Source organism: Nostocoides sp. (assembly GCF_037045025.1).
GTDB lineage: Bacteria > Actinomycetota > Actinomycetes > Actinomycetales > Dermatophilaceae > Nostocoides_A.
The window spans coordinates 131,727-158,583 of sequence record NZ_JBAOHM010000007.1; the positions used below are offsets into that span (position 1 = coordinate 131,727).

General features: G+C 68.4%; 24 protein-coding genes. 8 read left to right on the top strand and 16 right to left on the bottom strand.

Going from position 1 to position 26,857, the window contains the following annotated elements:
* Positions 1–21 precede the first annotated feature (21 nt).
* Genes V9G19_RS05265 through V9G19_RS05280 form a run of 4 tightly spaced genes read right to left on the bottom strand, consistent with a single transcriptional unit; the run spans position 22 to position 4,245 of the window.
* Entirely contained in the window at positions 22–2,661 is a 2,640-nt protein-coding gene (locus tag V9G19_RS05265; RefSeq protein ID WP_462284441.1) for an ATP-binding protein, read from the bottom strand.
* Positions 2,658–3,239, bottom strand: a complete 582-nt coding sequence (locus V9G19_RS05270) for a dihydrofolate reductase family protein (RefSeq protein ID WP_462284442.1) — start codon at positions 3,237–3,239, stop codon at positions 2,658–2,660. Before V9G19_RS05270 ends, V9G19_RS05265 begins: the two co-directional genes overlap by 4 nt.
* Positions 3,236–3,814 carry a pyridoxamine 5'-phosphate oxidase family protein gene (locus V9G19_RS05275; protein WP_462284443.1) on the bottom strand — a complete coding sequence of 193 codons (579 nt, stop codon included), beginning with the start codon at positions 3,812–3,814 and terminating at the stop codon, positions 3,236–3,238. Before V9G19_RS05275 ends, V9G19_RS05270 begins: the two co-directional genes overlap by 4 nt.
* Positions 3,811–4,245 carry a DoxX family protein gene (locus V9G19_RS05280; protein WP_462284444.1) on the bottom strand — a complete coding sequence of 145 codons (435 nt, stop codon included), beginning with the start codon at positions 4,243–4,245 and terminating at the stop codon, positions 3,811–3,813. The genes V9G19_RS05275 and V9G19_RS05280 overlap by 4 nt, the downstream gene beginning before the upstream one ends.
* A 218-nt stretch (positions 4,246–4,463) precedes the next feature.
* On the opposite strand from V9G19_RS05280, the gene V9G19_RS05285 reads away from it, so the two are divergent.
* Complete coding sequence (locus V9G19_RS05285; RefSeq protein ID WP_462284445.1) at positions 4,464–5,042, top strand: dihydrofolate reductase family protein; 579 nt, start codon at positions 4,464–4,466, stop codon at positions 5,040–5,042.
* Between the two features lie 66 nt (positions 5,043–5,108).
* On the opposite strand, the gene V9G19_RS05290 is transcribed toward V9G19_RS05285, so the two are convergent.
* Together V9G19_RS05290 and pdxR are read right to left on the bottom strand one after the other, a co-directional pair.
* Positions 5,109–5,753, bottom strand: a complete 645-nt coding sequence (locus tag V9G19_RS05290) for a hypothetical protein (protein WP_462284446.1) — start codon at positions 5,751–5,753, stop codon at positions 5,109–5,111.
* 85 nt (positions 5,754–5,838) lie between these two features.
* Entirely contained in the window at positions 5,839–7,239 is a 1,401-nt protein-coding gene (gene pdxR / locus V9G19_RS05295; RefSeq protein WP_462284447.1) for a MocR-like pyridoxine biosynthesis transcription factor PdxR, read from the bottom strand.
* 202 nt (positions 7,240–7,441) lie between these two features.
* Here pdxR and V9G19_RS05300 point away from each other — a divergent pair, with 202 nt between their 5' ends.
* Positions 7,442–8,035, top strand: coding sequence for a hypothetical protein (locus V9G19_RS05300; protein WP_462284448.1), 594 nt, complete (start codon positions 7,442–7,444; stop codon positions 8,033–8,035).
* A 140-nt stretch (positions 8,036–8,175) separates the two neighbouring features.
* Here the strand turns inward: V9G19_RS05300 and V9G19_RS05305 are convergent, their stop codons facing one another.
* Complete coding sequence (locus V9G19_RS05305; RefSeq protein ID WP_462284449.1) at positions 8,176–8,811, bottom strand: NADPH-dependent F420 reductase; 636 nt, start codon at positions 8,809–8,811, stop codon at positions 8,176–8,178.
* Between the two features lie 559 nt (positions 8,812–9,370).
* Between V9G19_RS05305 and V9G19_RS05310 the strand changes: the two genes are divergently transcribed.
* A complete protein-coding gene (locus tag V9G19_RS05310; protein WP_462284450.1) occupies positions 9,371–9,694 on the top strand; it encodes a hypothetical protein in 324 nt (107 codons plus the stop codon).
* 417 nt (positions 9,695–10,111) lie between these two features.
* Here V9G19_RS05310 and V9G19_RS05315 read toward each other — a convergent pair whose 3' ends face one another.
* The 4 genes from V9G19_RS05315 to V9G19_RS05330 all read right to left on the bottom strand — a co-directional run bounded on the left by V9G19_RS05315 (position 10,112) and on the right by V9G19_RS05330 (position 18,218).
* On the bottom strand, positions 10,112–11,926 hold the full coding sequence (locus V9G19_RS05315; RefSeq protein ID WP_462284451.1) for an SIR2 family protein: 1,815 nt from the start codon (positions 11,924–11,926) through the stop codon (positions 10,112–10,114).
* 142 nt (positions 11,927–12,068) lie between these two features.
* The gene (locus V9G19_RS05320) at positions 12,069–15,521 is read right to left on the bottom strand and encodes a DEAD/DEAH box helicase (RefSeq protein WP_462284452.1); all 3,453 of its coding nucleotides are present in this window, start codon (positions 15,519–15,521) and stop codon (positions 12,069–12,071) included.
* A gap of 85 nt (positions 15,522–15,606) precedes the next feature.
* A complete protein-coding gene (locus V9G19_RS05325; RefSeq protein ID WP_462284453.1) occupies positions 15,607–16,101 on the bottom strand; it encodes a hypothetical protein in 495 nt (164 codons plus the stop codon).
* Between the two features lie 611 nt (positions 16,102–16,712).
* Positions 16,713–18,218, bottom strand: coding sequence for an IS1380 family transposase (locus V9G19_RS05330; protein WP_462284454.1), 1,506 nt, complete (start codon positions 18,216–18,218; stop codon positions 16,713–16,715).
* 209 nt (positions 18,219–18,427) lie between these two features.
* Here V9G19_RS05330 and V9G19_RS05335 point away from each other — a divergent pair, with 209 nt between their 5' ends.
* From V9G19_RS05335 to V9G19_RS05350, 4 genes are all read left to right on the top strand, one after another.
* Positions 18,428–19,036 (top strand): dihydrofolate reductase family protein, encoded by a 609-nt coding sequence (locus V9G19_RS05335; protein WP_462284455.1) that lies wholly within the window; start codon positions 18,428–18,430, stop codon positions 19,034–19,036.
* A gap of 141 nt (positions 19,037–19,177) precedes the next feature.
* The gene (locus tag V9G19_RS05340; RefSeq protein WP_462284456.1) at positions 19,178–19,984 is read left to right on the top strand and encodes a MerR family transcriptional regulator; all 807 of its coding nucleotides are present in this window, start codon (positions 19,178–19,180) and stop codon (positions 19,982–19,984) included.
* Positions 19,981–20,886 carry an ABC transporter ATP-binding protein gene (locus V9G19_RS05345; protein ID WP_462284457.1) on the top strand — a complete coding sequence of 302 codons (906 nt, stop codon included), beginning with the start codon at positions 19,981–19,983 and terminating at the stop codon, positions 20,884–20,886. The genes V9G19_RS05340 and V9G19_RS05345 overlap by 4 nt, the downstream gene beginning before the upstream one ends.
* Positions 20,883–21,671, top strand: coding sequence for an ABC transporter permease subunit (locus V9G19_RS05350; protein ID WP_462284458.1), 789 nt, complete (start codon positions 20,883–20,885; stop codon positions 21,669–21,671). The genes V9G19_RS05345 and V9G19_RS05350 overlap by 4 nt, the downstream gene beginning before the upstream one ends.
* A gap of 25 nt (positions 21,672–21,696) precedes the next feature.
* On the opposite strand, the gene V9G19_RS05355 is transcribed toward V9G19_RS05350, so the two are convergent.
* Both V9G19_RS05355 and V9G19_RS05360 read right to left on the bottom strand, forming a co-directional pair.
* Complete coding sequence (locus tag V9G19_RS05355; RefSeq protein ID WP_462284459.1) at positions 21,697–22,140, bottom strand: ester cyclase; 444 nt, start codon at positions 22,138–22,140, stop codon at positions 21,697–21,699.
* Positions 22,137–22,745 (bottom strand): class I SAM-dependent methyltransferase, encoded by a 609-nt coding sequence (locus tag V9G19_RS05360; protein WP_462284460.1) that lies wholly within the window; start codon positions 22,743–22,745, stop codon positions 22,137–22,139. Before V9G19_RS05360 ends, V9G19_RS05355 begins: the two co-directional genes overlap by 4 nt.
* A 70-nt stretch (positions 22,746–22,815) precedes the next feature.
* Between V9G19_RS05360 and V9G19_RS05365 the strand changes: the two genes are divergently transcribed.
* Positions 22,816–23,448, top strand: a complete 633-nt coding sequence (locus V9G19_RS05365) for a TetR family transcriptional regulator (protein ID WP_462284461.1) — start codon at positions 22,816–22,818, stop codon at positions 23,446–23,448.
* Between the two features lie 171 nt (positions 23,449–23,619).
* Here the strand turns inward: V9G19_RS05365 and V9G19_RS05370 are convergent, their stop codons facing one another.
* The 3 genes from V9G19_RS05370 to V9G19_RS05380 all read right to left on the bottom strand — a co-directional run bounded on the left by V9G19_RS05370 (position 23,620) and on the right by V9G19_RS05380 (position 26,800).
* Complete coding sequence (locus tag V9G19_RS05370; protein WP_462284462.1) at positions 23,620–24,732, bottom strand: alpha/beta hydrolase; 1,113 nt, start codon at positions 24,730–24,732, stop codon at positions 23,620–23,622.
* A gap of 133 nt (positions 24,733–24,865) precedes the next feature.
* A complete protein-coding gene (locus tag V9G19_RS05375; RefSeq protein ID WP_462285028.1) occupies positions 24,866–25,654 on the bottom strand; it encodes an SMP-30/gluconolactonase/LRE family protein in 789 nt (262 codons plus the stop codon).
* A 30-nt stretch (positions 25,655–25,684) separates the two neighbouring features.
* On the bottom strand, positions 25,685–26,800 hold the full coding sequence (locus V9G19_RS05380) for a DUF6058 family natural product biosynthesis protein (protein WP_462284463.1): 1,116 nt from the start codon (positions 26,798–26,800) through the stop codon (positions 25,685–25,687).
* Positions 26,801–26,857 lie beyond the last annotated feature (57 nt).

The following is a 26,857-nucleotide window of genomic DNA, read 5'->3' on the forward strand; positions in this document are numbered from 1 at the left end:
TTGACCTCACCCCACCCTCACTCAGCCCTGGATGACGCTGCGGGTGGTGTCAGCCTCGAAGGTGGCGCCGATGCGGGTCCAGAGCGCGAGTGACGCGTTGGCGGGTCCGGGATCGCGGTTGAGGCGGGCCTGACAGCGCAGGAGCGTGGCGTCGACCCAGTCGGATTGGTCGGCGTACGGCCGCACCTGCTGTAGCAGCCTGGACCGGTTGTTGAGTTCGGCGGCGACGGCGAGCTCGGTCCCGGCGCATCGGGCGAACCCTTGGTACCAGCGGTCGGGGAACGAGGCGTGGCAGGCGCGGACGATCCGCTCGGCGTCATCGTGGTCGCGGCGGTGGACGGCGAGGCGGGCGTCGACGTAGGCGGACACGGCAGCCAAGGTGGGGGACTGGTCAGGGCGGTCGACGCCGGCGAGGCGCAGAGCCCGTTCCCGCCACTGGTGTTCGTCGGCGCCGTTCAGCCCGGCGGCCAGGGCGGCGAGGGCGGCGGCGGTGGACATCCACGTCCGAGGCGGCGATCCGTCGCCGAGCCAACGGGCCCACATGACCTCGGCTGTCTGGAGGGCTTCGGGGAACCTGCCCAGCATGGTGAGTGCTCGGACTTCGCGGGGGAGGTTGGCGCCGTGGTGGGTGAGGTCGGGGCGCAGGTCGTCGACGGTCAGGGCCTCCTGCACCTGGCCGGTGACCAGCGCCGTGGTGGCGGCGGCGTGCAGCAGGTCGGTGGCCTCCTCGATGGCTCTGGGCGTGGTGGCCGGCCAGGCGCGCAGCAGTGAGATCCGGCGGTGTGCGGCACGGTAGGCATCACGGAGCCGGTGTGCATTCGCGCAGGCTGTGACGTAGGCGTCGAGGGCGGCGGCTACTCGCACGGGGTCGTGTGTGGCCTCTGCCGCGTTCACGGCGTGGGTTGCAGCGTCGATCGTGCCGTGGTGCCAAGCCGCTGCGGCCGCGCAGGCGGCCATGGCGCTGTGGTCGGTGCCCGCGGCGGTGGTGGCTGCGGCGAGGAGGTGGTCGATGTTCTCCCCCGGTGGGGCGGGTGCGGCGGGGTTGTTCGGGTAGCGGTACCAGCCGATGATCGACTGGGCCACTGCGTGGCTGCGGATGCTTGCGTCGCCTGCGTCGTGGGCCCGCTCCCGTGCCTGTCGCAGCAGACGGTGCGTCCCGTCATCCCCGTACAGGGCGGCCGAGATGCTGGCCGCGTCGAGAAGGTTGGTCACCGCGCTGCTGGCATCGGGCGCGGCGCCGGCTGCTTGCACGAGGCAGGCGATGGCGTCGTTGAGGCTTCCGATTCGTGCGCACAGCGCACCCATCGCGTCAGCCAGCAGGTAAAGGGCAGGGTCGGGGCCACCGACCGGCGGCTGGAGCGTTGTGTCGATGAGATCGGGCAGGTCCGGCGACATGACGGTGACCGCTTGGGCGAGCAGCTCGTGGCAGCGGGTCGTTGCCCACGCGGCCACACGTTCGGCATGGCCAGCGGGTGGGGCGGAGCCCAGGGCCACTTGTCGGACCATTTCCAGCATCCGCCACCGGGGGGTATCCGGCTCACCTGCCGGTTGCAGGAGGCTCCGCTCGGTCAGGCGGGTCAGGGTGGCACGTGCCGCGTCGAGCCCGAGGTTGCCGATAGCGCTGGCGGTCGCGAGGTCGAAGGCGTGCGTGAGAGTGGCCACCTGTCGCAGCAGCCGCCGCTCGTCCAGAGGGAGCAGCGCCAGACTCCAGGACACGGTGGCGGCGGCGGAGCGGTGCCGCGGGTCGGGATCGCGGCCACCGGACAGCGCCGGAAGGCGGGCACCCAGGCCCGCCCGGACCCCGGTCAGTCCGAGGGCGCCGACCCTGGCGGCGGCGAGCTCGATCGACAGCGGAATCCCTTCAAGGGCGGCGACGACGCCATCCAGGTCCGGGCTGGGTGGCATGCCTGAACGGTCACGGAACAGGCGGATCGCGTCGCCGCCGGGGTCAACGTCCAGGGCGGGAACGCGAATGACCCACTCTTCGGGGACCCGCAACGGTTCGCGGCTGGTGGTGACCACCGTCGTGTGTGGACACCCGCGGTGGACGCGACCGACGAGATCAGCCACCTCTCCCAAGAGGTGTTCGGCGTTGTCGAGAAGCAGCAGTACGTGTCGCGCGCCGATAGCCCGGACGACGGTGGCTGCGGCGGGCACGTCGGCCTGCAGGGGCGCCGCGAACACGGCGGCGACGGTGGCAGCGACCCGACCCGGGCGCACTGGCAGGAGGTCGACTGCGACCAGCGGGTCCCAGGTGTCGTCGGCTCGCACCAAGGTCTCGTGGGCTAGGCGCGTCTTGCCGATCCCTCCGGGCCCGATCAGGCTGACCACCCGCCGGCGTGTCAACGCCGCCTCGATGCGGCCGGTCAGGTCATCGCGACCGACAAACGTGCTGTCGAACGTGCGCAGCCCAACCCTCTCGGGTGCGGCGGCCAGGAGTTCGGCCAGCCGGGCCAGTTCGCGCCGGTCCGCGGCACCGGCCTTGCGCAGCAGCGCCGAGACGTGGGTTTCCACGGTGCGCACCGAGATGTACAGGTCGTCGGCGATCTGGGCGTTGGTGGCGTGCCCCCGGACGCCGGCGAGGACGTCGGCCTCCCGGGGGGTAACCGTGGACCACCATGGTGTGGTCACGTGCTTCGCGGGTGGGACGGCATGGGTCAACGATGCACCGTGTAGCGCAGGTGGACTGCCCGTGGCGCGGGGACGGCTTCGATCAGCTCCAGTTGCACGTGCTGGTCGGGCAGGTTGTCGAACATGCGGGTCCCTTGACCGAATAGGACGGGGACGACGTGCAAGGAGACTTCGTCGATGAGTCCGGCGGCGAGGAATGCCTGCCCGAGCCGGGCGCCGCCCATGACGGTGACGTCGTGGCCCTGCGCGAGGTGGACGGCGGTGTCGACCGCGGCCTGCAGCCCTCCGGTCTCGAAGGTGTACACGCCGTGTGCGGGTGCGTCCGTCGGGGGTGTGTGGGTGACCACGACCACCGGGAGTCGACGCTGACCGGTCGGCCCGTCCGCGCCCCACCAGGGAAGGGAGTCGTCGTAGTTCGCCCGTCCGGTGATCACGGCACCGTTGGCCTGGGAGACCCGGGTGAAGTAGTCCAGGCTCGTCGTGTCGTCGCCGAAGAGCCACTGGTGCAGCTGCTCTCCGTTCCGGCCCAGCGGCTGTTCGGGGGTTCGGTGCGCGGCGGCGATGTAGCCGTCCAGGGACTGGCTGATGTCGAAGACGATCTCGCTCATGGGAGGGTTCCTTTCGCGGGTGCTGTCGGGTGGGTGAGGCGGGTGTCGCAGGGTTCGGTGTGCTGTGCGTCGAGTGTCCGCTGCGAGGACCCTGTGTCGACGCGGATGCGCCGGTCGGGTCCGTCGCCGGTGGCCAGGATCCACAGGGCCGTCACTTGGGCTCGGTACAGGCGCAGCTCGGAGGGGCCGGTAACATCCAAGGCGGTCCAGGCCCGGACCTGGTCGTCTATGGACCGCTTCGAGTAGAGGTGCACCTCGTCAGCTGCCAGCTCCGATGAACATTCTTGCGCCCAGGCTTCGGCGTACACCGCGGAGGCGTGACCGACGGGAACGCTGGAGTCGAAGATGGTGATGGCCACCTGTGGGTTGGCAGCGATCAGGCGGGAGTGGCGCGTCGAGGGGCGCGACACCCACCACAGGGTGTCCAGCCCCTGGTGCGCGAAGTAGACCGACGTCACCCATGGCGCGGCACCAGGAGTCGCCGTGGCCACGACCAGGTACCGGTTCGAGGTCAGGATCTGCCGCGCTTGCTCGGCAGGTGTGGCCGCTTGCCCGCGCAGCTCGGCGGAGGTCATCGCGCGTCTGCCGCGGCCTGCTGGTGACCTGCGGGCGTTGCCCGTGACCTGAGCTGAGCCAACTGGGACCGGCGGGCGTACGCGATCGTCGAGGCCAAGGCCAGGAAGACCAGGGGCGGCAGCGGCGACGCGTGCAGGATCAGCAGGTCGGTGACGGTAGCACCGAGGAGCACCCCGGACAGGCCGAGTGCGGCCAGGCCCCAGATGCGGGGTGTCAGCACGCCGACCGCGCCCAAGATCTCCAGGGTCCCGACGACCACCCTCAGCCACTGTCCGGCCCCGATGTCGTGGAACATGTCGACCATGGTGGGGTCGCCGAGCACCTTCTGGATCCCGCCGACCCCGATGGGCACGGCGAGCAGGACGTGGACCGCGCCCAAGGCCGCCGTGGCTCGCCGAGGCCGCCGCGATTTCCGTGTGGGGGTGTTCATGATGGTTCTCCTTCGTCGTGGGGACCTCACCGTCTCAACGGCCGACCCGGGCAGGGATCCGTGGTCAGCACGGAGATTTCCTCCCCGCCTGCATCCGGCAATGGAGGTGGCCCAGTCCGACAGGCCCGGATGTGGCCCGCGCGGTGGCCGGGATCAGCCTCGTACCGTCGGGTGTCAGGGCAGCCGCCCTGGTCGAGATCAGGCAAGAGGAGTATTCGATGGGCAAGGTCGTCTTCGACATCAGCATGTCGCTGGATGGTTTCGTGACCGCCTCCGGTCGCAGCGCGGAGCAGCCCACCGGGCTCGGCGGGGAGCAGCTGACCCAGTGGGCCTTCGGGCAGGACGAGCGCAACCGGTCCTTCCTGGCGGACGCCGTGGCGGACCTGGGTGCGGTCATCGCGGGCCGAGAGACCTATGACACCTCACTGCCATGGTGGGGCACCGACGGCCCATCGGGGGAGGCGCGCCGCCCGGTGTTCGTCGTGACCCACCGGGAGGGAACCCCACCGGAGGGCGGGGTGTACCAGTTCGTGACCGGTGGCATCGAGCAGGCGCTGCAGCGGGCGCAGGACGCGGCCGCTGACCAGGTGGTCTGCATCATGGGGGGCGCGGAGATGGGACAGCAGTACCTCGAGGCCGGTCTCTTGGACGAGATCTCCCTTCACGTCGTCCCGGTCCTCTTCGGGTCCGGAACCCGCCTGTTCGACAACGTGCCATCGCGTCACGTCCAACTCGCCCTCGCGGACAGTCTCTCCACACCTGACGCGGTCCACCTCCGGTATCAGGTCGCCAAGTGACCCGGGGCGGGGCTGCGTGGTCGTAGCCCCACCCCCGGCGGGCGCATCTGCCGGCTCCGTGGGCGCTCAAGAACGGCGATGATGGCCACCGGGCCTCCCGCCTGCCTCAGATGCGGGGCTCAGGCGAGGGCGGTCGGTGCGTTGGCGGACGCCGAGGATGCGCTCGAGGCAGCCACCCTGAAGAGTGTCCGGGCCTGGCGCAACGGTCCGCACACAGCGCCACCACACGCCGGGATAGAGGCTGGCCCATAGCTGGGCCTGTTGGCAGGCGTCCCAGTCCAGGGTCGCCGACGCGGCCGCTGTAGCCGCCAGTTCGGTGGCGTGGGTGAGCTGGTCCAGTGCGTGTAACCCGATCGCATGGGTGACGGGCACGACGCCGACGGCCGGGAGTGCGGCCAGTTTGCTGAGGCGTGGCCTGGCGGAGGCGGCCGCGACCACTCGGCGCGCGGATTCCCACCAGTGTGGTCGGGGGTCGAGGCCAAGGTCCAGACCCTCCCACACGCTCACGTCCGGGGCTCGACCCTCCAGTTGAACCGCCAGCCCGCGGTTGAGGCCGATCATGTGCCGCAGGACATGGCGGACGCTGACCGCCTGCCCCGGCAACGTGGCGTCCAAGGCCTGCCTGCTGACATCGCGCACGACGAGGTCGGCGGCGTACAGCGCCGCCCACTGCAGCCCACGAGAGTCTTCCCGGGCCCGGACATCAGTCACGAGGTGACGGTATGCCGGTCTCCGCGGAGACGGCAGGAGCCACAGGACAAGCAACAGCGGTGGGCCAGTACTTCGCGTACTGGGCTCAGTCGAGGATCGCAGCCTGCAGGGCATGCATCGCCGCAGGAACGCGATCCTCCCCGAGGGCTCCGAAGCCGAGGACCAGCCCCGGCATCGTCGGCCGGACCGCGAAGTCGGCCACGGTGTGCAGGAGGAGCCCGAGCCGCCTGGCGTTCTCAACCCACCGGTCGACGTCGGCGGTCTCGGAGCGGGCCCACGCGGCCAGGTGCAGGCCCGCATGCGACGGGATGCGGGCCAAGGCCCCGGCCAGGTGTTCGTCGAGGATGCGGGCCAGGGCGTCCTTGCGGGCGGCGTACCGGTGCCGCATTCGTCGGATGTGTCGATCGAGTCGCCCCTCGTCGATGAACGCCGCCAAGGCCGCCTGCAACGAGGTCGGGCTGTGCCAGTCGGTCGCGAACTTGGCCCGGCGCATCGCCTCGACGAGGCCCGGAGGGGTGACGCAATAGCCCAGCCGCAGGGACGGCATCATCGTCTTGGAGAACGAACCGACGTAGATCACCCGGCCGGCCCGGTCGAGGCTATGCAGGGTCTCGATAGGGGGTGCGGTGAACCGGAAGTCGGTGTCGTAGTCGTCCTCGATGATGGCGGCGTCGTGGCGGCTGGCCCACTCCAACAGCTCGAAACGGCGGGCCAGGGGCATTCGGCCACCGAGCGGGAACTGGTGCGCCGGTGTCACGTAAACCAGGCGGGCGTCCTCGGGCAGCTGCGAGACGACCAACCCGTCTCCGTCCACCGGGACCGGGACCGCTTCGGCGCGGGCAGCCTGGAACGCCCGCCGTGCGGGTGGGTAGCCCGGATCCTCGAAGGCTGCGACGGTGCCGGGGCCGAGCAACACCTGAGCCAACAGAGCCAGCGCCTGCTGGACACCGTTGGTGACAACGACCTCGCTGGATCGGATCCGCAGGCCGCGGCTGACCGCCAGATGGCGGCTGATGGCTTCACGCAGAACAGAGAGTCCCTGCGGATCGGCGTACCGCCCATGTTCGGTGGAGCGGCGACTGGCGTCGTCGAGGAGTCGACGCCACGTAGGGAACGGGAAATCCTTGACGTCGGGTAAGCCGGTGCGCAGGTCGAACGGACCGTCGAGAGCAGACATGTCCGGGGGCGCCCAGTCCTCCAGCCACGCACGGTTGGGACGCAGCGCCGACGGCGGAACGATGCCGTGGCGGACGGCGTGGACGTCGGCACTGACGAACGTGCCGACTCCCGCTTGGGTCCTAAGGTACCCCTCCGCCCGCAGGTGGTCGAACGCGACGGCGACAGTGTTGCGTGCTACCCCCAGAGTGAGCGCCAGGTCGCGGGTGGAGGGGAGGGCGTCGCCGGCGCGGAGCCGGCCATCGACGATGGCGTCACGGATCTGGTCGAACAGCTGCCGGGCGATCGGGGCCCCGGGCTGAAGGGTCACGTGCACGTCCATGTCAGCGTCGCCATCCCCGCGCTGGCCAGATCGTCATGGATCCCACCGTACGGTCCGTGTCCCACCGGCCCCCAAACCTCGTTCGTGGCCCAGTGCAATCCCCTTCGCCCTGGCCCTGCCCCGGCCAGACGCCGGTTTCTACCGTCGAGACCGCCACCCATCGGGCCGCTTGTCATCAGGGAGCAGGATCATGATCACCTTCGTCCGAACGTTCGCTACCGCCATGGCTCTGACGGCGACCTTCAGCGCCGGCACCGCCTCGGCCACCGCTGCGAACCGAACGCCGACAGCCAGATCCGAGGCCGCCGCACGCTCCACTGGCGAGTTTCGCGATCTGATCACCTTGGCGCTCACCACCGCCCCCTTCCACGACGTGGACAACGCCTTGCGGGCCGGATGGACCGAGCAGCCGATGTGCATGACCTACCCAGAGGGATTCCACGGGGAAGAGCCCGGCACCATGGGCAACCACTTCTACAACGTCGCCTACCTCACCGACGGCGGACACGTCGAGGCATCACAGCCCGAACTGCTCCTGTACGAAAAGCGCAAGGACGGCAGTTGGCGACTCAACGCCGTGGAGTACGTCATCCCCGCTGGGGATCTACCCGGTACGGCGACCCCGCCGGAATTGTTCGGGCAGAAGTTCACGTTCTACCCGGAGGTCGGCGCAGCCGGCATCTGGGGCCTTCACGTGTGGCTGTGGCGGCACAACCCTCGAGGCATGTACGTCAACCTCCACCCCACCGTCACCTGCGCATACGCCGACATCGTCGGGCCCTAATCGCGGGACAAGTCCGGCCCTGCGATGCCCGGTCTCTGTTGAGGCGGGGCATCGCAAGGCCGTGTGCTGTGAGTCCGGTGCTGTCCGTGTCTCCTGACCGCTGTGCAGGCTGCGCCGGGTGCGTCGCTCATTGTGTTGAGTCACCGACGCACGTCAGGGATCGCGAAGCGTGGATTGGCTCCGGATGCGACGATACGCATGACGAAGGCGGCAGTCTCTTCGGCCTGTCGGGCGGTGGCCAGACCTCCGAGCACCGCCGTTCGTGCGCCCAGATCGTGAACGAGCTCTGCAGTCGTGTCGAGTGCGGTTGCGTCGTCCCCGCTCAGGGCCACCACGGGTGAGCTGCCTGGGTCCCCGATGTACGGCCACGTCGCGCCGGAGAACAGGTGCAGGGCCTTGACCACGTTCGCCCCCAGAGCTGCCGCCGCAACGACGTCGGCAGCCGACCCGGCAGAGGGGATGAGGCGACCGGTGGCGGAGTCGACAGCGTTGGTGCAGTCGATGACGGTCTTGTCGGAGAGCGAGCCATCAGGGCCACCGACCAGTGTCAACGCCTCCGTCAGGCCGTCCCAGGACACGGCAACGACGACGACGTCTGCCTGTTCCGCGAAACGATCCGGCGGGACGGTGGTCACCCCGGGAAACCCGATCTTCTCGATGGCGGCTGCGGCATGCTCCCGGCTTCTCCCGGTGACCGTGATCGCGTGCGCCTTCGCCGCCCAAGCGCGCCCCAGAGCTGTGGCGAGATTGCCCGTTCCCAATAGGCCGACCTTCATGTATGACTCCTTCGTGTGCATGGGTTTACGTGTGCCCGGTCCGGTTTGCTGTGCCCGCCAAGCAGGCACCCTTCGACGCTAGAGCGAGGTCTCCGGTCTCCGGGAGGGCCAGATCAAGACGCACTCGGCTGGGCCACAGCAGGTGTTGTCGGACCAAGAGTTCTGCTTGGTCGTCTGATGCGGTGTGTCATGGCTTGGCTGGGACGGACCGGTCTGCAGGCGTTGCTGAGGCTGCTGCGGGCGGGATGTGGCAGGCAACCAGGTGGTCCTCCCTGGCGATCCAGGGAATCAAGGGGCGCTTGCGAGCGGGCCACACCCACCGACCCGCGCCCCGCACCTGTGCCTGGAACGCCGAGCGCGCGACCCGGGTCGCGCCAGGAGCAGCTACCGACGGGCGGTTTGCCGGGACCACCGTTTGCCTTAGGAGTCGGCGGGGCGACGACCTCGGCGCAGACCCATGAAGTCCGGCGTGTGCGTCGGAACGGCTGACTCACTGACTGCCCAGCCTGTGGTTCGATGCCGCTGGCCAAAATCATGACGAATTCGTCATGATACTGATGTGACTGAGACCGCCGAGGAACCGACCATCGCCCCGTTGGAATGGAACGCCGACTACGTCGAACTCCCTATCACCACCACAGAGCTGAACCAGCTCGTCCGACACGTGACATGGGAACTGTCTCGATACGGTGGAGTCGACGAAGCCGCCATAATGGGCCTCCTCCCCATGGAGCCCACGCCGCCTCTAGCAGTGGCCCTGCGCAACCTCACACCGGGCCCCCATCCTGACGATCCCAAGGTGGACGCCTCCGAGCACGCATTTCGGAGCGCGACGGCCCAATTCCATGAAGGACGCCGACGATACCGTCGACTCTACCCGTGACGACGCCTCGCCCGAAACCCTCGTCGGCCCGCTGCGCACCTTGATCGACCCGGCTTACAGGAGAGGCGATGGCTGGGTTCGCGTTGCCCGGCCTTTACTCGGGGACCCGACGGCTTGTGCATGGGCGCCGTTGAGCTCGCTGGGACGGGATGCAGAGTTCCTGCGACTCGCGCCCAAGCCCCAAGGAAACGCTCTCTCAGATTCCACGCGCGGGGGCATCGAGCGCTCTCACAAACTCTCAAAATGAGCGCCGAGCTCTCGATTTCACTTGTGTCGGACACTGACAGGACGGCTCTGGTGTCTAGCTCGATCGATTCTGAGACCAAGGCAAGGGTGCAAGCGGCGATTTGAGACTGGGCCTGGCCGAGCATTCTGAGACCCGACTTTCATGCGCGTCGTCCGAGCTGCTGAGGCGAATCAGGTGTGGTCGGCCGGCAACCATGTTCCGGAGGGGAGAGTTCCGCCGCCGTGCTTCCACGCCGCTCGGTCAGCCAAATTGTGCAGTGCGGCGTCTGTGGCGTCGATCGCCTTTTCGACCGCATCGCTAAGACCCAGGTTTCTGATCCACTCCCCCCGCGGGTCTTCGAGGAGTCGGTGGGCCCAGATAGTCGGGACGGGCAGGTACTCGCGACGTTCAAGGTCCGTGACTCGGATGAATGGCCCCAGGTCCAGCCGGTGCCTCCCCCGGACCAGCGCCGCAACGATGTCCAGGTAGGCGAACTTCTCCCACCCGTCCCGGACTGCGTTCGGGTTGAGGGCGAGATGTTCTTGGCAGACACGACAGACGAAGTCGTGAATCGTACGACCGGCTTCTGCGCCGAGGGCCTGGGTTGGGATGAGGATGTCGGCGATGTTCGCAGTGGCGCTCGTGTATATGTCGGTTGCGTGGAGGTCGGTCAGCAGGGAGGTGACGAGATCCCAGCGGCCTGCAGCGGCGGCGGCCGCCCCGGCTGTGTAGAAGAGCAATGTCGCCGGAGCCATGGCGAGCCCGATCAGGGCTGTGGATCCCCCGACATGCGGATGAACGGCGAGGTTCTCCAAATCGTGCTTCCACCAAGGATCTGTCCCGGGCGTGCCCCAATACGCCAACGTGGCGACCAGTGCAGCCACGGTATCCGTATCGGCCAGAACGATGGCGCGCCGACGGTCGACCTCCGCTGGAACGTTCTGAGAGTCCCACGCTTCAGGGTTGAGGACCTTGGACGTCTCGACCTTGGCGAGTTCGGCCCGCAAGAGGTCGTGGGCGCGGATGGGTGTGGGTTCAGTGGCCAAGAGCTTCTTGGTCAGGTTCACGGCTGCTGCTGTTGTGGCCGGGTGGCGGATGCCGGCTTCAGCAATGCTCTCGACGGCATCGGCAGTTCGGGTAAGGAAGCTGTCGGCGTGATCGATGACCACGACCACTCCACGCCGGGTTGCCAGGTCGTTCGCGACATCGCCGAGTGGGTAGGGGTCGACCCAGAACGACGCGAACCTGCGGTTCGCCGCGCGACTCCACGCCTCGCGCAAGGCGACGTCGTAGTTGGCAGACCACCCGAGGATGACCATGCCATGCTCGTCAAAGACCCGGTCGAGGAACGCGTTGACTTGCTTGGGGTACTCGCCGAGCTCCTCGGGGGTGTTCAAGAGGGTATCGGCGCGAACGTAGTCGCCATGCAGGTGGACCACGAGGCAGCGCATCGTGTGAAGCGGGGCAAGACCGGCCAGATCGGCCGCACTGCTGGCGACCACCGGCTCAATACCAATCGCCCGTAGCGCGGTCTCGACGAGGTGGTCGAAGTTCGTTGTGAGAACAACGCGGATGTGACCTAGGGCCACGAGGCGAGCCAGGGCATGGTGCACGGCGGTGGGCTGCCGCGCACCGTCGCCGCCTGTCGGGTCGGGCTCGAAGTAGCCACGCAGGAGCTGCTGTCGCGTGTCTGGGGTGTGGGTAAGCGAGTCAAGAAGCGCGTCGTAGCTCGAGTCGGTCCCGTAGCGCTCCCGGTACCACGAGAATGGATCTTCGGGCTTGGCTCCTTGGGCCGCTGCAAGTTTGCTGATCAGATCTTGTTGGATTTCCCAGGCGGCGTAGATGCCTGCCGCGGTCGAGGTACCAGCTCCGAGCATGGCGACATGCGAACCCGGGGAGCTGTGCAAGGCAAAAGCCAAGGACAGGTGCGGTTCAACGACGGTCATCTCATCGGCCTCGCTAGCGGTCGCCTCAAGGAGTGAACTTACGGTGATCGCCATTGCCATCATGATGACGAAACCCCTAGTTCCGAGCGAGCGACACTACCGCTCCGCGCCGTCATTGCGTCGACCACGGTGATCAGGACGAGCGCCCACTGGCTGAACTCAGGGCCACAGGTCTGATCAGGTGTCTGGTGCCGCAGCTCGGTTAGTTCCCACGCGAGCTGACTGCAAGAGCCTGCGGTCCCCGGTAGTGGACTTCGATGCCAACGCCGCTCGGGGAACGACGTGCTGCCATGACACCCTCTGGGATGGCGCCGAATGGGACCGTGGCTTGCCCTAGCCGCTCGAAGCCGGCTGTCCAGATGTGGACCTGTTGGGGTCCCGCATCCGTCAGGCGTAGCCATGTGCCGGCCGGCGGTGCGTCCCCAAACCACATCACGTCATCGATCCGCAGGGTGCGGCGACGCCATTGGCGTACACGGCGGCGCCCGGCCCGGTTGACGAACGTGGCCCACGCATCGTGTGACTCGGCTGTCGGCCAGTCCGGTGAGTCGGACAAGGCCGGATCGAGCTCGCGGATCCAGGTCCGCATGTCACTGGTCGATTCGAAGGTTGCAGAGGTCTGTTCGACGGCCGAGATGGCTGCTGAGCGGTGGTCGAACCCCGACCTGATGAGGGTGGCTGCCGCGACGTTGAACGTGCCGGTTTCTATGGCTGTCAGCGCCGTCCCCAGAAGTACGTCCGCCTCTTGGTTGCCTTGTGCACTCTCGTAGACGCAGCATGCCTCCATGCCCCAGACGAGGCGGTAGATCAGGTCGGCTTCGACGAACTGCGCGACAGCGACGCGATCCTGCGTTCGCTCGACATCCCGGTCGCCCAAGGGGCGACCGTTGACCCAGTCTTCGAGAATCTCCGGCCAGTTGCTCAGGCGGGTCTCGGGTTGGAAAGTCTGTGTCGCGAACAGGATCTGCGCCACCTCTTGGAGTCGGCCGGTGGCGCTCCGAAGATTGCCCTCGGCGATGGCCAACTCTGCGGCCGCGGTCAGGTCGATCACCTCGCTGGAGACCCCGGCGAGTTCGACGCCGGCGTTCGCACCCAGACCGGCCAGGTACCAGCCCCGCCGCTGGCTGGGCGTCGACGTGCTCCAGATGTGCTGTGCACGGCGTGCGACGACCTCATGCAAGGCCTCTGCAGAATCCTCGCCCAAACGCTTCAGTTGTCGATCAAAGAGGGAGTCCCGCAGCCCGTCGATCATGACCTGCGTGATCTCGTCCGGGTCACAGTCCACGTCGCCGACGACACTGAGGATGGCCGTGTCAAGCAAGGCCAAGTTCCCGTTCCAAGACTGGTCCGCGTCGAGGCGGTCCTGGTCGGACTCGGCGGGCACGACAGGCAGTGCCCAGTCGGCGCCCCCAGTGAGGTAGTCAAGGAGCGGTTCGAGGTGATCGGATCCCGTTGACTCGATGATCCGAAGGATCAGTGCAATGCCGACCGTGATCATTCCGGAGCGCAGCGCCTTGCCCGCGTCGCCGGTGGTCAGGCGCATCCATTCGCGCCGGCGCCATTCTGCGGGTTCGAAGACGGGGTACAGCACGAGCCCCTCGGTGTCGACGAAGGCGCGTCCGGCGCGTCCGATGACGTTCGAGAATTCGGCACCTGTGAGCGGCGTCTGGCCGCGTCGCAGTCCGTGAAAGAGCACGACCGACGCTGAGAGGTTGAGACCCTGTGCCAGCGTGGGCGAGGCGACGGTCACCCTGATGGCTCCCTCGTGGAGCAGTCTCTCCACCTCACGGCGAAACGGGCCAGGCAGGGCGCCGTGGTGAATGGCGACGCCCAGACTGAGGCACTGCAGGATCGGATGATCGTCGCCGAACCATTCCGCGCCAACGGCCAGTGCATCGGCAATGTCGACGTGATCGGCCAGCACGGATTCGATCAGGCCTTGTCGGTGGAGTCGGATCACCTCTCGCGCGTAGGGCTCCACGGAGTTGCGCTGCGGACAAAAGATCAGGACCGTCTGACCTTCTTGGACGAGCGTCCATGCCGTCGCGATCACGAGTTCTCGACTGTCGTTCGGGAACGGATTGCGTCGCGGCTTTCGAGGTTTCTTTGCCTCGAGGAAGCGGGGGATGAAGGGCTGATCCTGACCGAGGGTCATCGTGAGTCGGGCGTGGTCGCCACGCCACTCCACGAGACCAAAGCGCTGGTGCGTGGGGCGCCATTCCTCCCGGTGCAGGCCGTCGGAGGTGTCGTCGGTCACCCAGGCGACAAAGTCGTCCAGATCCTGCCCGGAGGGGAACACCGCCGACAGACAGACGATCCGGCGGGAGGGTGCGTCCGGCCGTCGCAATAGCCGTTGGATCTGGGCTTCGTAGCGGACTTCGCGTTCGGAGGGTCCGATCATGTGACCCTCGTCGAGCACCACCAAGCCGACATCGTCGAGAACGCTGGCGTCGGAACGCAGCGCGAAATCGAGTTTCTCCGGTGTTGCGACCACGATCTGACTTGTACGCAGCGCGTCGTCGTCGACGTGGCTGACCCCCATGCTGCCGTACAGGGACGAGACACGCACACCCAGTGCCGCGAAGGTCCGGTCGAGAATGTGTTCGGTCTGGGCTGACAGGGCGCGCAGCGGAGTGACGTAAACGACGCGCCGATCCTGGGCCAGACACGCGAGGATGCACAGTTCGGCGATCCTGGTCTTTCCTGCACTCGTGGGGAGTGCGACCACCAAGTCCTGGGTGCTGCCGAAGATGCGCTCAACCACGTGAAGTTGCGAGGGCCACAAGTCGATTTCCGAGCGCCCGCGCGCGAACAGCGACGCGACGAACGTGCGCCGAAGGTAGCGCCACCGACGGCGTTGCGTCGTCGTGGGGGCGGATGGAGGGTCGGCTCTGGCGGCGGGCGGGGTGGTCTTGGGGATGTTGGTGCGGATGCTGCTGTGGTCCAGGTCTTGGACGAGGCGCCGAGTGAGGCGGTACACCCACCACGGTCCGGGAACACGGATGTCCTGAGACGCCTCCTGTCCCTCTGCGAGATCCTCCAGTGCGGCGGCAAGGGCCTGCGGCAGCCCGTCCGCCAGCGCGAAGAGCGACTGCGATACCGCGGCCACATAATTCTCCGTGAGCAGCAGGCCAACCGGCCCAAGCATCTCTGACCACTCGTCACGGTCGATGTCCTCGGCAGCGGTGCTGTCCGGATCAAGCAGTTCGATGAGCAGGGTCTCGTCCGACACACTTGAGGACGATCGCAAACTCTGGGCCAGCTGTTCAATGCCGTCCAGGTCGCGCGTGATCAGGTCGGCAAGGGTGAGTTCCATGGGCGTCAGCCGGCCCGACTCGAGGCTCGCCTGAACCAATGAGTAGGCGCGGGCTCCATACCCGGCGAGGTGACTGGCCGCACCGGCGATCAGCCGGTGAAACGCGAGGTCGTCCGTGACCGAGGCATTCCTGGTCGCAGCCTCGATGGCGTACGAGGCGTGGATAAAGCCTTGCCGCAACAGGTCCTCATTGTCAGATTCGGACGCATCGTTGTCGTCATCCTCGATCATCCGAAGGCTCGTCGAGAGGAGCCCATACCCGTATCCCAGCAGGTCCTCGTCCAAAGTTGCTGCGAAGTTGGGGGCGTCGACGGGAAGTTCTCCGTCGCGGCGGATCATGGACTTAGCCTGCCCTTGCGCCAAGAGCCGACCGCGGAACTGAGGCGCAGTCGCGGCTTGCAGGTGGTGGCGGAGTTGTGTGACGTCACGCATCTGGGTCGATCGCCTTCTCGAAGGTGGCGGCGATGAACTCCGGGTGCGCACCCACCTGCACGATCATCGCTCGCTGCGCGCTTTCGCCGGCATAGGCGAGCAGATCGTCGATGACGTGTGGGCTTGGGTCGTTTCCGGCGAAGAGGAACATCAGATGTGTCACTCCCGCGGCTCGCACTCCTTTGTCGATCTCAAGCTCCAGAATGGCCTCGCCCAGCGCATCGTCTTCGGTTCCCAGGAGTCGCTCAGCGAACTGAATCAACGAATGCGGCGAGGGCAGCCCGCCCGTGCGCTGCAGGCCATCACGGGCCTCTCTGACGGTGCTGGCGTAGGCGCGTTCCCGGCTCTTGGCCTCGCCTTTGACCAAGGACACCGTGGAGGCCGAGTCGAATCGTGCGCCGAGGACGTCGTCCCCTCGCATGGCCCACTCCTGGTGATCGCGCTGGATGAGTCGGCTCGGACCCACCACATAACCGGAGATCTTCACGGAGGTAAGCCGTCGCAAGGATCTCGCCGACGTCGCCAGATCGCGCACCCGGCGTGCCGGGAAACTTCTGACGCAGGAACTCGGACACGCCGGGTTTTCCGCGCCGGGCTGCGATCCTGACCAAAGGGCTTCAGCGTCAGCCTTAACCGCAACGGGGAGATCTATATCGGGTACTTGAAGTACCGCTCCTGCTGATCACAGTTGCGTACCCTGCACCGACCTCCGAACGGCGCACCCGTCTGAAGGATTAGGCCCCTCTGTCGCACAATGCCCGTCGCGCTGTCGCAATTCTCACGACTCCCATCGTCCGCGTCTCACGCGTCTCGTTTGGCGCCGCCCGGTCTCACTTTCGCTGATCATGGACAGCTGTCCGGCGCGCGGGAAAATGAGACTGAGTCGTGCGCCGGGCGCGGATTTTGAGACTGCTTCTGAACGAGGAATCTGACCCGGATCCGCGAGTAGCTTGCGTGTGGGTTGGGCGGCCAGTGAACGGCGGATAGATTTTGTGTTGTGGCAGTGTGTTTTTGGGTGCGGGCAGCGCGGATGGCCCGGTGGCGCTCGGGTGGGCGGGTCTTCGGGGTCCTGGGTCGTCGGGGCAGGGGCGCGGCGGGTTAGGCCGCGGTGGGTAAGGCCCGGATCCGGGCCAGGACGGTGGGCAGGAGCTGGCGGTCGGGCGGCAGCCGCAGGATCAGCTGGCGGCCGTGGCGGACTATGCGGGCTGGGACGCAGAGCAGTTCGTGGCGTAGGCGGGCGCCGTGGGCGCGGTGACGCTGGTCGATCCCGGTCAGGGCTTGCAGCAGAACGGAGATGTTCCCGGCGAGCAGGGCAGCCCACATCCACACCGTGTTGATGGCGTGGTCGCCCGACGGCAGATGCCGCAGCGCGGCCCCGAGTTTGGCTTCCCGGATCCGGTCCTCAATGTCGGTGCGGCGGCGGAACCAGGACTCGACCTGCGTGATCGAGGCAACCGGTGCGGCCGCCTCACCCGGCTCCGCCGGCTCCGCCGGCTCGGCCGGCTCGGCCGGCTCGGTGGGGTTGGCCGGGTGGTCGTTGGCGGGGATATTGGTGACGATGAAGGAGACCGCGTGGGCGTGGGTGGCCGCGCCCTCCAAGGCGAGGGTGAGTTGGTTCTTCTCGATGGTGCGTCGACGCCGTGAGCGGGGGTCGTCGGAGATGTCCTCGGCCTCGATGCGGACCCGGCGCACGATGGTGTACGTGTGCGGCGGCCACCCCTGCGGGGCGTAGTCGACCGCGGCGACCTGCGCGCCGGGCATCCCCTCCGCCGCACCCCAGGCGTCCTCGGGGATGGCGGCGTAGGCGCGCCACATCGCGGTGTTCCGTTTCGCGGCGATGGCGAAGTCACACCCGGCCTCCACCGCGGCGTGGGCCAGGTCGGCGGTGAAGTAGCCGGCATCCGCGCGCACCCGCAACCGATCCCAGTCGGCCGCGGCCGAGCGGATGTCCTCGGGGATCCCGGCCAGGGTGCGGCGCAGCAGGTCAGCGGCCCGGGGCCTCACATCCTCATTCCCCGCGAGCAACTCCGCGGCCAGGGTCAGCCCGGCCTCGGCCCAGGTCCCCAGATGCGGACGGCCCGCGCGCTGACCGTGATAGTTGTAGGCCACGCCCTGCTTCGTCGGCCCGTACACCTCCACATCGGTGGAATCCAAGTCCACCGTCACCGCCGCGGCCAGCACCGCCCGGCGGGACGCCGGCAACAACCCGACCGCATGACCGGTCAGGTCCGCGACCGCACCCTCCAGGCCGGCCAGCTGCGCCGGCCCGAACCGGCGGGCCAACCCCGCCGCCGTGCTCGAGGCCAACACCGGCACCGCCGACAACGCGGACCCGGCCACATCCTGGCGCTGCCGGTCCAACGCGGCCAGCACATCCCCGCCGAGCAGCTGGCACTGCGCCAGCGACACCAGCACCTGCCCGGCCGTCGCGCCCCGCTCCCGCTCCTTGATCGCACCGATCCCCCGGTCCAGGCGCCCGACCAGATCCAGTTTCTCGATGAACTCCGCGAGCGCTGCCACCCCCGAGGTCCCGGTCAACGACGGATCCGGCGCGCCGATCCGCACCCGCTTCCGCACCCGGCCACGACCACGTACTCTCTTCACCGACAAGGTGCTTCTCCTCGCTGGCCAATCGAAGGCTTCGTAACCCCGATTCTCCCAGTAGGACAAGCACCTTCGTCACATCACACGCCGATCACCCCACCACTACTCGCGGATCCGGGTCTGAGACTGCGGATCTCGCCGCCGGCCGTCCGAATTCTTGAGCGGTAGTGACTGTGGTGGATTCGCGACGAGAGGCTGGTCCAACCCGCATGACTGTCATCAGCGCCATGGCCATGTCCCTCGACGGGTTCGTCGCTCTGCCGGATGACGACCCGGGCCCCATCTTCGACTTCTACGACGCCGGCGATGTGGAGCTCAGCGTCGCGGACGGCTGGCCCACCTTCCACATGTTCGAGCCGAGCGCGAGTTACTTCCTCGGCCAAGTGCGACGAACCGGCTGCCACGTGGTCGGGCGCAGGCTGTACGACCTGACGACCGGCTGGGACGGGCACCCCGGCAACGAAGCCCCGATCGTCGTGCTCACGCACACTCCACCAGACGACCATCCGCGCGGCGGCGTCGACTATCACTTCGTCTCCGGCATCCACGAAGCCATCACCATCGCGACCGCCCTTGCGGCAGAGCTGGATGTCGCGGTCGCTGGAGCCACCGCGGGCCGTGCCGCTCTCGACGCTGGGCTCCTCGACGTCATCGACGTCGCTCTCGTGCCCGTGATCCTCGGTGACGGCATCCCATGGTTCGCAGGCTCGAAAGGCCCGGTAGGACTGTCTGACCCGATCGTGACGCAGTCGCGCGGCGTCGTTCACCTGCGTTACGAGGTCCTGCGACGCGCCATCGATCCTGGTCGACAGGCGTGAGAGCAGGGCCGCACCCCAACTCGCATCGCGTCGCACAGGCCTCGCAGACGGGCTCGAGGTCCAGCTCCACGTGCTGACGGCGGAGGCGATCTCACGCTGCCTCTTGACTGTGACGTCACGTCACACCCGACGATGGTCGCTATGCGCGCGAAGGACCTCGCGGAACTGTCCGACACCACGGTGCGGACGATCCGGTACTACCACCAGTTGGGGTTGCTGTCAGTCCCCGAGCCTGGGACGACCTGGCGTTCCTACGGATTCGCACACCTGACCCGGCTCATGCGGATCAGGTGGTTGGTCGAGTCCGGCGTGCCGCTGGCCGAGGTGCGGCACATGCTCAGGCCGCCCGACGGTGACGACGAGCGCACCCTGGTCCTCGAGGACCTCCACACCGTCCTGGGCTCCATCGATGAGCGGATCACCGCGCTGCGCTCCCAGAGGGCGCGGGTCGAGACCCTCCTGGCCCGGGTCACCGAGCACGGCCGACTCTCGCCCCTTCCGCCGCCGCTCGTCCGGATGTATGCCGCGCTGCTTGACCGCCCGTTGTCGCCGGCGGTCGTCCACGCGGTCACCAAGGAGCGTGACCTGCTCGAGCTGGCCGCCTACCGTGACGCCCTGCCAGGGGATCTGCTGGTCCTCGTGGATGCGTTGTCCGACGGCGACATCGTCACCTTGTGCGATCTCTGGGAGCAGATCCTTCGGCTGGACGAGGAGACGAGCGGTGACTTGACGGGTGACCTGCGAGCCCGCATCCGTGACCTCGCCGCCCGCACCGTCGCCGTCGCCGAGGACGCGGACCCGGTGGCGACCCGTCGCCTCCTGGAACGGGCCGCCCGGCTGCAGGGATCCCGTGCCCGCGCCATCCTCGACCTCGCCTTCCCGTCGCCGATCTACCGGGCCCTCCTGCGCGACATCGCCGCCATCGCCGACGAACGAGGTGTCCGATGAGCACGCCCCCGATCAGCCTCGACCGGCTGACCAAGGCCTTCGGTTCCCGCCGGGCCGTCGATGAGGTGTCGATGACCGTGCCGGAGGGACAGGTGTTCGGATTCCTCGGGCCAAACGGCGCCGGCAAGTCGACGACGATTCGGTGCCTGCTCGGCCTCTACCGCCCCACCAGCGGCACCGCCCGGGTGCTCGGCAGCGACCCGGCGACGCGCAGTGCGGCCTTCCGGCGAGATGTGGGCTATCTGCCGGGCGAGCTGCACCTGCCCGATCGGCTCGACGGCGCTAACCTACTCGCGCGTTTCGGCCGGATCCGCGGCCTGCGCGACACGGCATACCGGGACTCCCTCGTCGACCGGTTCGGTGCCGACCTGACCCGCCCGCTCGGGGTCCTGTCGAAGGGCAACAAGCAGAAGCTCGGCCTCGTCCTGGCCTTCATGGCCCGGCCCCGGCTCCTCATCCTCGACGAGCCGACGTCCGGCCTGGACCCGTTGCTGCAGGACGAGTTCGACACCCTGCTCAAGGAGACGGTCGCCGACGGGCGCACCGTCCTGCTGTCCTCACACGACCTCAACGAGGTGCAACGGGTCGCCGATCGCGTCGCCATCATCCGGGCGGGACGGGTCGTCGTCGACGACACCATCGAGTCGTTGCGCGCGCGTGTCCCGCACACCATGGAGGCGACCTTCGACCACGACGTCGACACCTCCTGCCTCGCCGACGTCCCTGGGGTCACCGTCACCTCGACGGCACCACGAACGGTGCGGCTGGGCTGGTCCGGCCCTGTCGGCCCGCTCCTGTCCGCTGTCTCCGCGCTCGGGCCGCAGGACGTCGTCGCCCGGCCGGCCGACCTCGACCAGCTCTTCCACGACTACTACCGAGACACCGACGGAGACGCCGCATGAGCACAGAACTGGCTCGGCTCGACCTGCGGCTGCGACGCCGGATGCTCATCGGCACCGCCGTTGGTGCGGCCGCCTACCTCCTCGTCGTGGTCGCGGCATACCCGGCCTTCAAGGACGACACCAGCCTCAGCGACATGCTGCAGTCCAACCCAGCGGCCGCAGCCGCGTTCGGCATCAACGGCTCGATCACCTCACCCGCCGGCTGGCTCAACGCCAACATGTACGCCAACTTCGGGCCGCTCCTCGCGCTCATGCTCACCATCGGCTACGGCGCCACCGCGATCGCCGGACAGGCCGGGGACGGACTGCTCGGCCTCACCGCCACCCAGCCCGTCACCCGAGGAGCCCTGCTGCGACAGAAGACGTTCGCGCTCGCCCTGACGGCGGTCGTCGTCCCGGTCGTCTCCTATGCCGTGTGCCTCGCCGGCCCCCAGTTCGACCTGACCCCCGACTGGGCCCACCTCGCCGCCGTCACGGTGTCCACATCCCTGCTCGCCTTCGACTTCGGGGCCGTCGCCCTGCTCGTCGGGGCGCTGACCGGCAGCAAGGGGGCCGCGCTCGGCGTCGCGAGCGGACTGGCCGCGGCGGCCTACCTCGTCAGCTCACTGGCGCCGACCATCGATGTGGTCCACCGATTCCGGTGGGCCTCACCGTTCTACTGGGCCGTCGGCGACGGGCAGATCACCACTGGCGTGACCTGGGCGGATCTGCTCGTCCTCGTGGCCATCGCCGGCATCCTCACGGCCGCGCCACTGCCCAGCTTCCGTCGCCTCGACATTCCCTGACCTTCGCGTTCGTTCGGGGCTCCGCCTAGGTCGTCCTCGGCCCGGGCGAGAACGAGAAGTGCCCGAGCTGGAGGAGCAGGCCGAAGCGGTCGGGCACACCCCAGTGCTCGACCATCAAGCCGTCGACGAACCGGGCGATGTCGATGACCGTGATCTCGAAGGGCCGACCGGTCGGTGCCCGACCGAGCTGGCCGCCGGTGTCGGTGCCGGTGGCCCGCAACCGGGCCCAGACGACGTCACCAGAGACGCTCGAGTCCTCGATGGCGAGGTGGAAGTCGGCCCCACCGGAGCGCAGCTCGGTGATGATCCGCACGAGACCGCTCGTCCCGACAACCGGCGCCGGCCGGCCCGGTCGCTCGAACTGGTGCTCCACGCATTCGGGGTCGACGACCTCGTCAAGAACGCTCAGGTCCCCGCTGTTGAAGCCCTGCTCGATCAGGCGGGTGAACTGGCCCAGCGGCGTGCTCACGACGTCGCTCCGGGTCCATCGTGCGCGGTGCGGGTGAGCGTCACCCAGCGGAAGGGAACACCCCGCAGCGGGCCGCCGCCGTCCGTCGTCGAGGGTGACGACACGAGGGTCCACCCCGGCCCGAAGGCGTCCCGAATGCCGTCGTCGTCGACGCCCTTGGGCCCCGGACCGCGCCGTGGCCCCACGACATGGAGCAGGACGACCGCGCCGGGCTGGCAGCGAGGGATGACCGCGGTCGCGAAGGCGGCGCGGCCCGACGGGCTCAGGCCGTGGAAGCAGCCCAGGTCGAGGACGAGGTCGAGGTCCCCGGGCGGCAGCACCTCGTCGAGCCTGGTCACGTCCCCCACGAGGAAGGTGGCGCGATCGGAGACGCCCGCCCGGCTGGCCCGATCGCGAGCCCGTGCCAGGGCCCGGGGAACCCCGTCGACGCCCGTCACCGTCCACCCCTGCTGGGCGAGGGCCACGGCATGGCGTCCGGTGCCGCACCCGGCGTCGAGCGCACGCCCCGGCGGGCGGTCGCCGAGGATCGCCCCCAGAGGACCCGTGTCCTCGTTGCGCTCCCACGGGGTCAGGCCGAGGCGGTAGAGCAGTCCGTACATCGACATCTCGTCTCCTTCACCGTCGCCGCACTCAGTGCAGTGAATCTGCAATGAATGCACTGCTACTGTGGCCCTCGTGTCCTCTCCTGTCAAGCCCTCCCTGACCTACCGCCAGGAGCAGGCCGCGGCGACACGCACCCGCATCGCGGCCGCGGCTCGACGGCTCTTCGGGGTGTCGGGCTACCAGATGACCTCCGTCGCGGCGATCGCCGCGGAGGCCGGGGTCGCCGAACGGACCGTGTATGCGGCATACGGGGCCAAACGCGAGATCCTCTCGGCGATCTGCGACGCGTGGCTCGAAGAAGCACACGCCCGAGAGCTCGTGCAGGCGGCCGTGACGGAGACCGACCCGGAGCGAACCGTCGCGCTGGCGGCGCGCTTCCTGCGATCGCTCTTCGAGACCGGGTTCGACGTCATGGTCCTGTTCGAGGCGGCCTCGGCGGAGGACCCGGAGACCAGGGCGATGCTGCGGGCCAAGCTCGCCGGCCGCAACCACGTCCAGAACCTCATCGTCGAGTCCATCCGCGACCACATCGTCATCCCGGTCGGGGCCGCCCAGGCGATCTACCGAGCCCTCGCCGCGGTTGGCGTCTATCAAGAGCTTGTCGTCGAGTCCGGCTGGTCCATCGACGCCTATGAACAATGGATCCTCGGCCAGCTCCGGACCCAGCTCCTCGGGCGACCGCCGGCGGCGCGGGGTGAGTCTTGACCATCTGGGCGGGGACCGTGGGCGCCCATCAGTGGTGAGGAGGGGCGGAGATCCGGTCGTTGGCGCAGTGGGCCGGGGCGACGCCCTCGATGAGCCGGAACGCGTCGCTCGCTGCGTGCACGCGATTCGGGTCCCTCGGGTGCGCGCGAGAGATCCAGCGCTGCAGCGCCTTCAGCAGGGCCCCGCCGACGCCCGAGGCCGGTCACCTGGTGTCGGCTGGCGCGCTTCGGCGTTGCCGACCGGCGAGACCCCAGAGCAGCTGCGGACCCAGGCGCAGAAGGCCTCGACACCGTCGACGGTCAGGCTGCCACGGACCGAGTTGAGCAGGTCGAAGGTGTGCTGCGCGCCGGGCAGCTCGGCATACACCACCGGCCCTCGCCATCCCGCCCGGAGCCGCCTGGCGAAGGAGCGCGCCCACGCGACCGGGACGTTCGAGTCGTGGTCGCCGTGGACCAGCATGATCGGCGGGGCGTCCGGGTGGAGGTGGTCCGCCGGGCTGGAGCCGACCAGTGAGGAGTCCGTGCGGCCGTAGTACCCGTAGAGGCCGACGGCCGCGCTGACGGAGGTGTCGGCGTCCTCGAACCCGGGTTGGTAGGCCGGGTCGCCCGGGGTAAGCGCCGCGGTGACGGCGAGGTGCCCGCCGGCGGAGTCGCCGGCCACGACAAGCATCTCCGGCGCCGCACCAAACTCCCCACCGTGCTCGCGCACCCATGCGATCACCCGCTTGACGTCGACGAGGTGGTCGGGGAAGTCGACGTGGCGGCCGATGCGGTAGTTGGCGCTGATGCACAGCCACCCCTGGGAGGCGAACCGGTGGATCAGCGGGAGCGACTCGTGGTCCTTGCGGCCGGACACGAAGGCGCCGCCGTGCAGGTGGATCAGCACGGGCGCCCCGGCAGGGTGGGAGCGGTGACGGTAGACGTCTAGACGGTTGTGGCGGCCGTGGGGTCCGTAGGAGAGGTTGCGCCGGTGCTCAACATCGCGACGCCGGCGCCGCAGCCGGAGCAGCAAGGTGCGCACCCAGCTGGTCCTGCTGCGCGGCTGGCGACGCAGCTCCGGGTCGATCTGCGCGCGCCAGTCGGCCCCGAGACCTGCATCCAGGGCTCGGTCGAGGGCGTCCCGGGATCGCCGGGCGCGCAGGGTGAGCCCCACGAGCGCGACGATCGTCAGGCCAGCTGCAACGGCCCCGACCATGCCACCGGGGGTGGTCAGATCCCCCTGCGCGAGCGCGACGATCGTCGACGCGGTGAGTCCGGCCATGGCATACAAGGGCACTTCGTTCACGACCATCGTGGCGAGGTACTGGACGGTCGCGCCCGGGCCTCGTCGACGGGGCACCAGAAGCTGGCTCCGGTGCAGCACGCGACGATGCCGACACCGACGAGGTAGCCGACCGGCATGGACCCGATCATGCGGGCTACCTCGCTGCGCGGACGTTGAGCCGGATCGAGAGCAAGGCGTTGCTTGCGGTGACGAACAGGACGTTGCCCTGGGTCCCGCCGAAGGTGAGGTTCGAGCACACCTCGGGCAGGCGCAGCTTGCCGAGCAACGTGCCGTCGGGGTCGAAACAGTGCAGCCCGTCGTGGGCCGCGACCCACAGCCGGCCGAGCTCGTCGACCCTCAGGCCGCCGAAGCTCCCCGCGTCACAGGTCGCGAGCACCTCGCCCCCGCGCAGACGGCCCGCGGGCCCGACGTCGAATCGCCGGACGTGGGCGCGTCCGGTGTCGACGACGTACAGCTGGCGCTCATCGGCGGCGAAGGCCAGCCCGTTCGGCTTGTCGAAGTCGTCGGCGACCCGCTGCACGGTGCCCCCGGGGTCGACCCGGTACACGTGGCATCCCTCCTGCTCCCGCTCGGCACGATGCCCTTCGTAGTCGCTCGCGACGCCGTAGTCCGGGTCGGTGAACCACAGGGAGCCGTCGGAGTGCTCCACGACGTCGTTCGGACTGTTGAGCCGGCGCCCGTCCCAGGAGTCGGCCATGGCGGTGACCCTGCCGTCCGGTTCGATGCGCGTGACCGAGCGGGACCCCTGCTCGCAGGACACGATACGGCCGGCCCGGTCGAGGATGCGGCCGTTGGCGAATGCCGCGGGGCTGCGCCAGACGCTGACCTCGCCGGTCACTTCGTCCCAACGCAGGATGCGGTCGTTCGGGATGTCGCTGACGAGGAGGCAGCGCCACACCGGCGAGTAGGCGGGGCCCTCCAGCCAACGTCCGCCGTCGAAGAGTCACACCAGTCACAGCAGTATCAACTTTGAACTGACCCTGGGGGTCAGTTCGGTCGGCTCGTACGTTGCGACGTCATGGCCCTTGATCTGGTCCATGATCGCGTCGAGATCGAGCTCGAGGGCGGCTCGTTGCAGCGTGGCGGAGGTGTCGCCGATCGGCCGTCGGGCGCGGGACTGGACCGTGATGGTCTTTGCGATGGAGAAGAGCGAGAGCTTGCCGATCCCCTTGCGTCCCATCACGGGTCGGTTGCGCATCGTGCTGCTGGCGGCCACGTTGTGTTGGTCCTCGCGGCGCCGGTATCCGACGTTGAGGTAGCGCTGGTTGATCTCGCGTCGGGTCATCCCGATTCCATTGTCGCTGACGGTGACGATGTCGTTCTTGGGGTCGATGTCGATGTCGACCCGGGTCGCGTCGGCGTCCCAAGCGTTCGCGACGGCCTCGGACAAGACAGCCGGGAGGTTGCTGTAGAGGTTGATACCCAGGTGGTTGAGGACGTTGAGGCTCAGCGACATCCGGTACGAGTCGTCGTCCTGGAGGTACGTGGAGCGGACGCGATCGATCTGGGACTCTCGGACCAGCGGGCCGTCAAACCGCTGGCGGTCGTATCCGGTCATCGGGAGGAGTATCAGGTCCAGTTGGTCGACCGCGGACCTCAGCGCAGCGCGCGCATCGGCGTCCTCGGGGTCGTCGTCGAGGCGCTGGGTGAGCTCGGCGATGGCAGCGGTCGACCGTGCCATTGTTTGGATGTTCTTCGGTGTCACCTCCCGCAGACACACGTACTGGCCGGACTGGAAGGCGTCCCACTCTGCGGCGGCCACGGCCTGCTCGTTCTCCTCCCAGTGTCCTAGGAACCACGCGCGCAACTTGTCCGCTCCGCCGGCGGTGGCGATCTGGCCTGCGAGGTCGGGGTACACCATCATCGTGGCTCCGTCAGCGAGGACGTATGACGGCAGGGGAATCTGCTCGGCGCGAATTGCCTGAAGGGCTTCGACGCGACTGAGGTCGGTGATGTCGCCGAGCTCAGCGAAGAGCCGCCGGGCGTACTCATCGTCGACCGGCTGCATTTCGTGGGTCCCGTTGACTTTCAGGTACTCCTCGAGCACTGCCTTACCGGGGTCGGTCATCGCAAATCCTCGCTCTTGGGCGGACAACTCGACCATAGGGGCTTTCGGGCGGTGGCT

Bases quoted from the DNA above. Each gene is read 5' to 3' on its own strand.
- V9G19_RS05270 (WP_462284442.1), bottom strand. From the start codon at position 3,239: ATGAGCGAGATCGTCTTCGACATCAGCCAGTCCCTGGACGGCTACATC.
- V9G19_RS05275 (WP_462284443.1), bottom strand. From the start codon at position 3,814: ATGACCTCCGCCGAGCTGCGCGGGCAAGCGGCCACACCTGCCGAGCAA.
- V9G19_RS05280 (WP_462284444.1), bottom strand. From the start codon at position 4,245: ATGAACACCCCCACACGGAAATCGCGGCGGCCTCGGCGAGCCACGGCG.
- V9G19_RS05285 (WP_462284445.1), top strand. From the start codon at position 4,464: ATGGGCAAGGTCGTCTTCGACATCAGCATGTCGCTGGATGGTTTCGTG.
- V9G19_RS05300 (WP_462284448.1), top strand. From the start codon at position 7,442: ATGATCACCTTCGTCCGAACGTTCGCTACCGCCATGGCTCTGACGGCG.
- V9G19_RS05305 (WP_462284449.1), bottom strand. From the start codon at position 8,811: ATGAAGGTCGGCCTATTGGGAACGGGCAATCTCGCCACAGCTCTGGGG.
- V9G19_RS05315 (WP_462284451.1), bottom strand. From the start codon at position 11,926: ATGGCAATGGCGATCACCGTAAGTTCACTCCTTGAGGCGACCGCTAGC.
- V9G19_RS05320 (WP_462284452.1), bottom strand. From the start codon at position 15,521: ATGATCCGCCGCGACGGAGAACTTCCCGTCGACGCCCCCAACTTCGCA.
- V9G19_RS05335 (WP_462284455.1), top strand. From the start codon at position 18,428: ATGACTGTCATCAGCGCCATGGCCATGTCCCTCGACGGGTTCGTCGCT.
- V9G19_RS05340 (WP_462284456.1), top strand. From the start codon at position 19,178: ATGCGCGCGAAGGACCTCGCGGAACTGTCCGACACCACGGTGCGGACG.
- V9G19_RS05345 (WP_462284457.1), top strand. From the start codon at position 19,981: ATGAGCACGCCCCCGATCAGCCTCGACCGGCTGACCAAGGCCTTCGGT.
- V9G19_RS05350 (WP_462284458.1), top strand. From the start codon at position 20,883: ATGAGCACAGAACTGGCTCGGCTCGACCTGCGGCTGCGACGCCGGATG.
- V9G19_RS05360 (WP_462284460.1), bottom strand. From the start codon at position 22,745: ATGTCGATGTACGGACTGCTCTACCGCCTCGGCCTGACCCCGTGGGAG.
- V9G19_RS05380 (WP_462284463.1), bottom strand. From the start codon at position 26,800: ATGACCGACCCCGGTAAGGCAGTGCTCGAGGAGTACCTGAAAGTCAAC.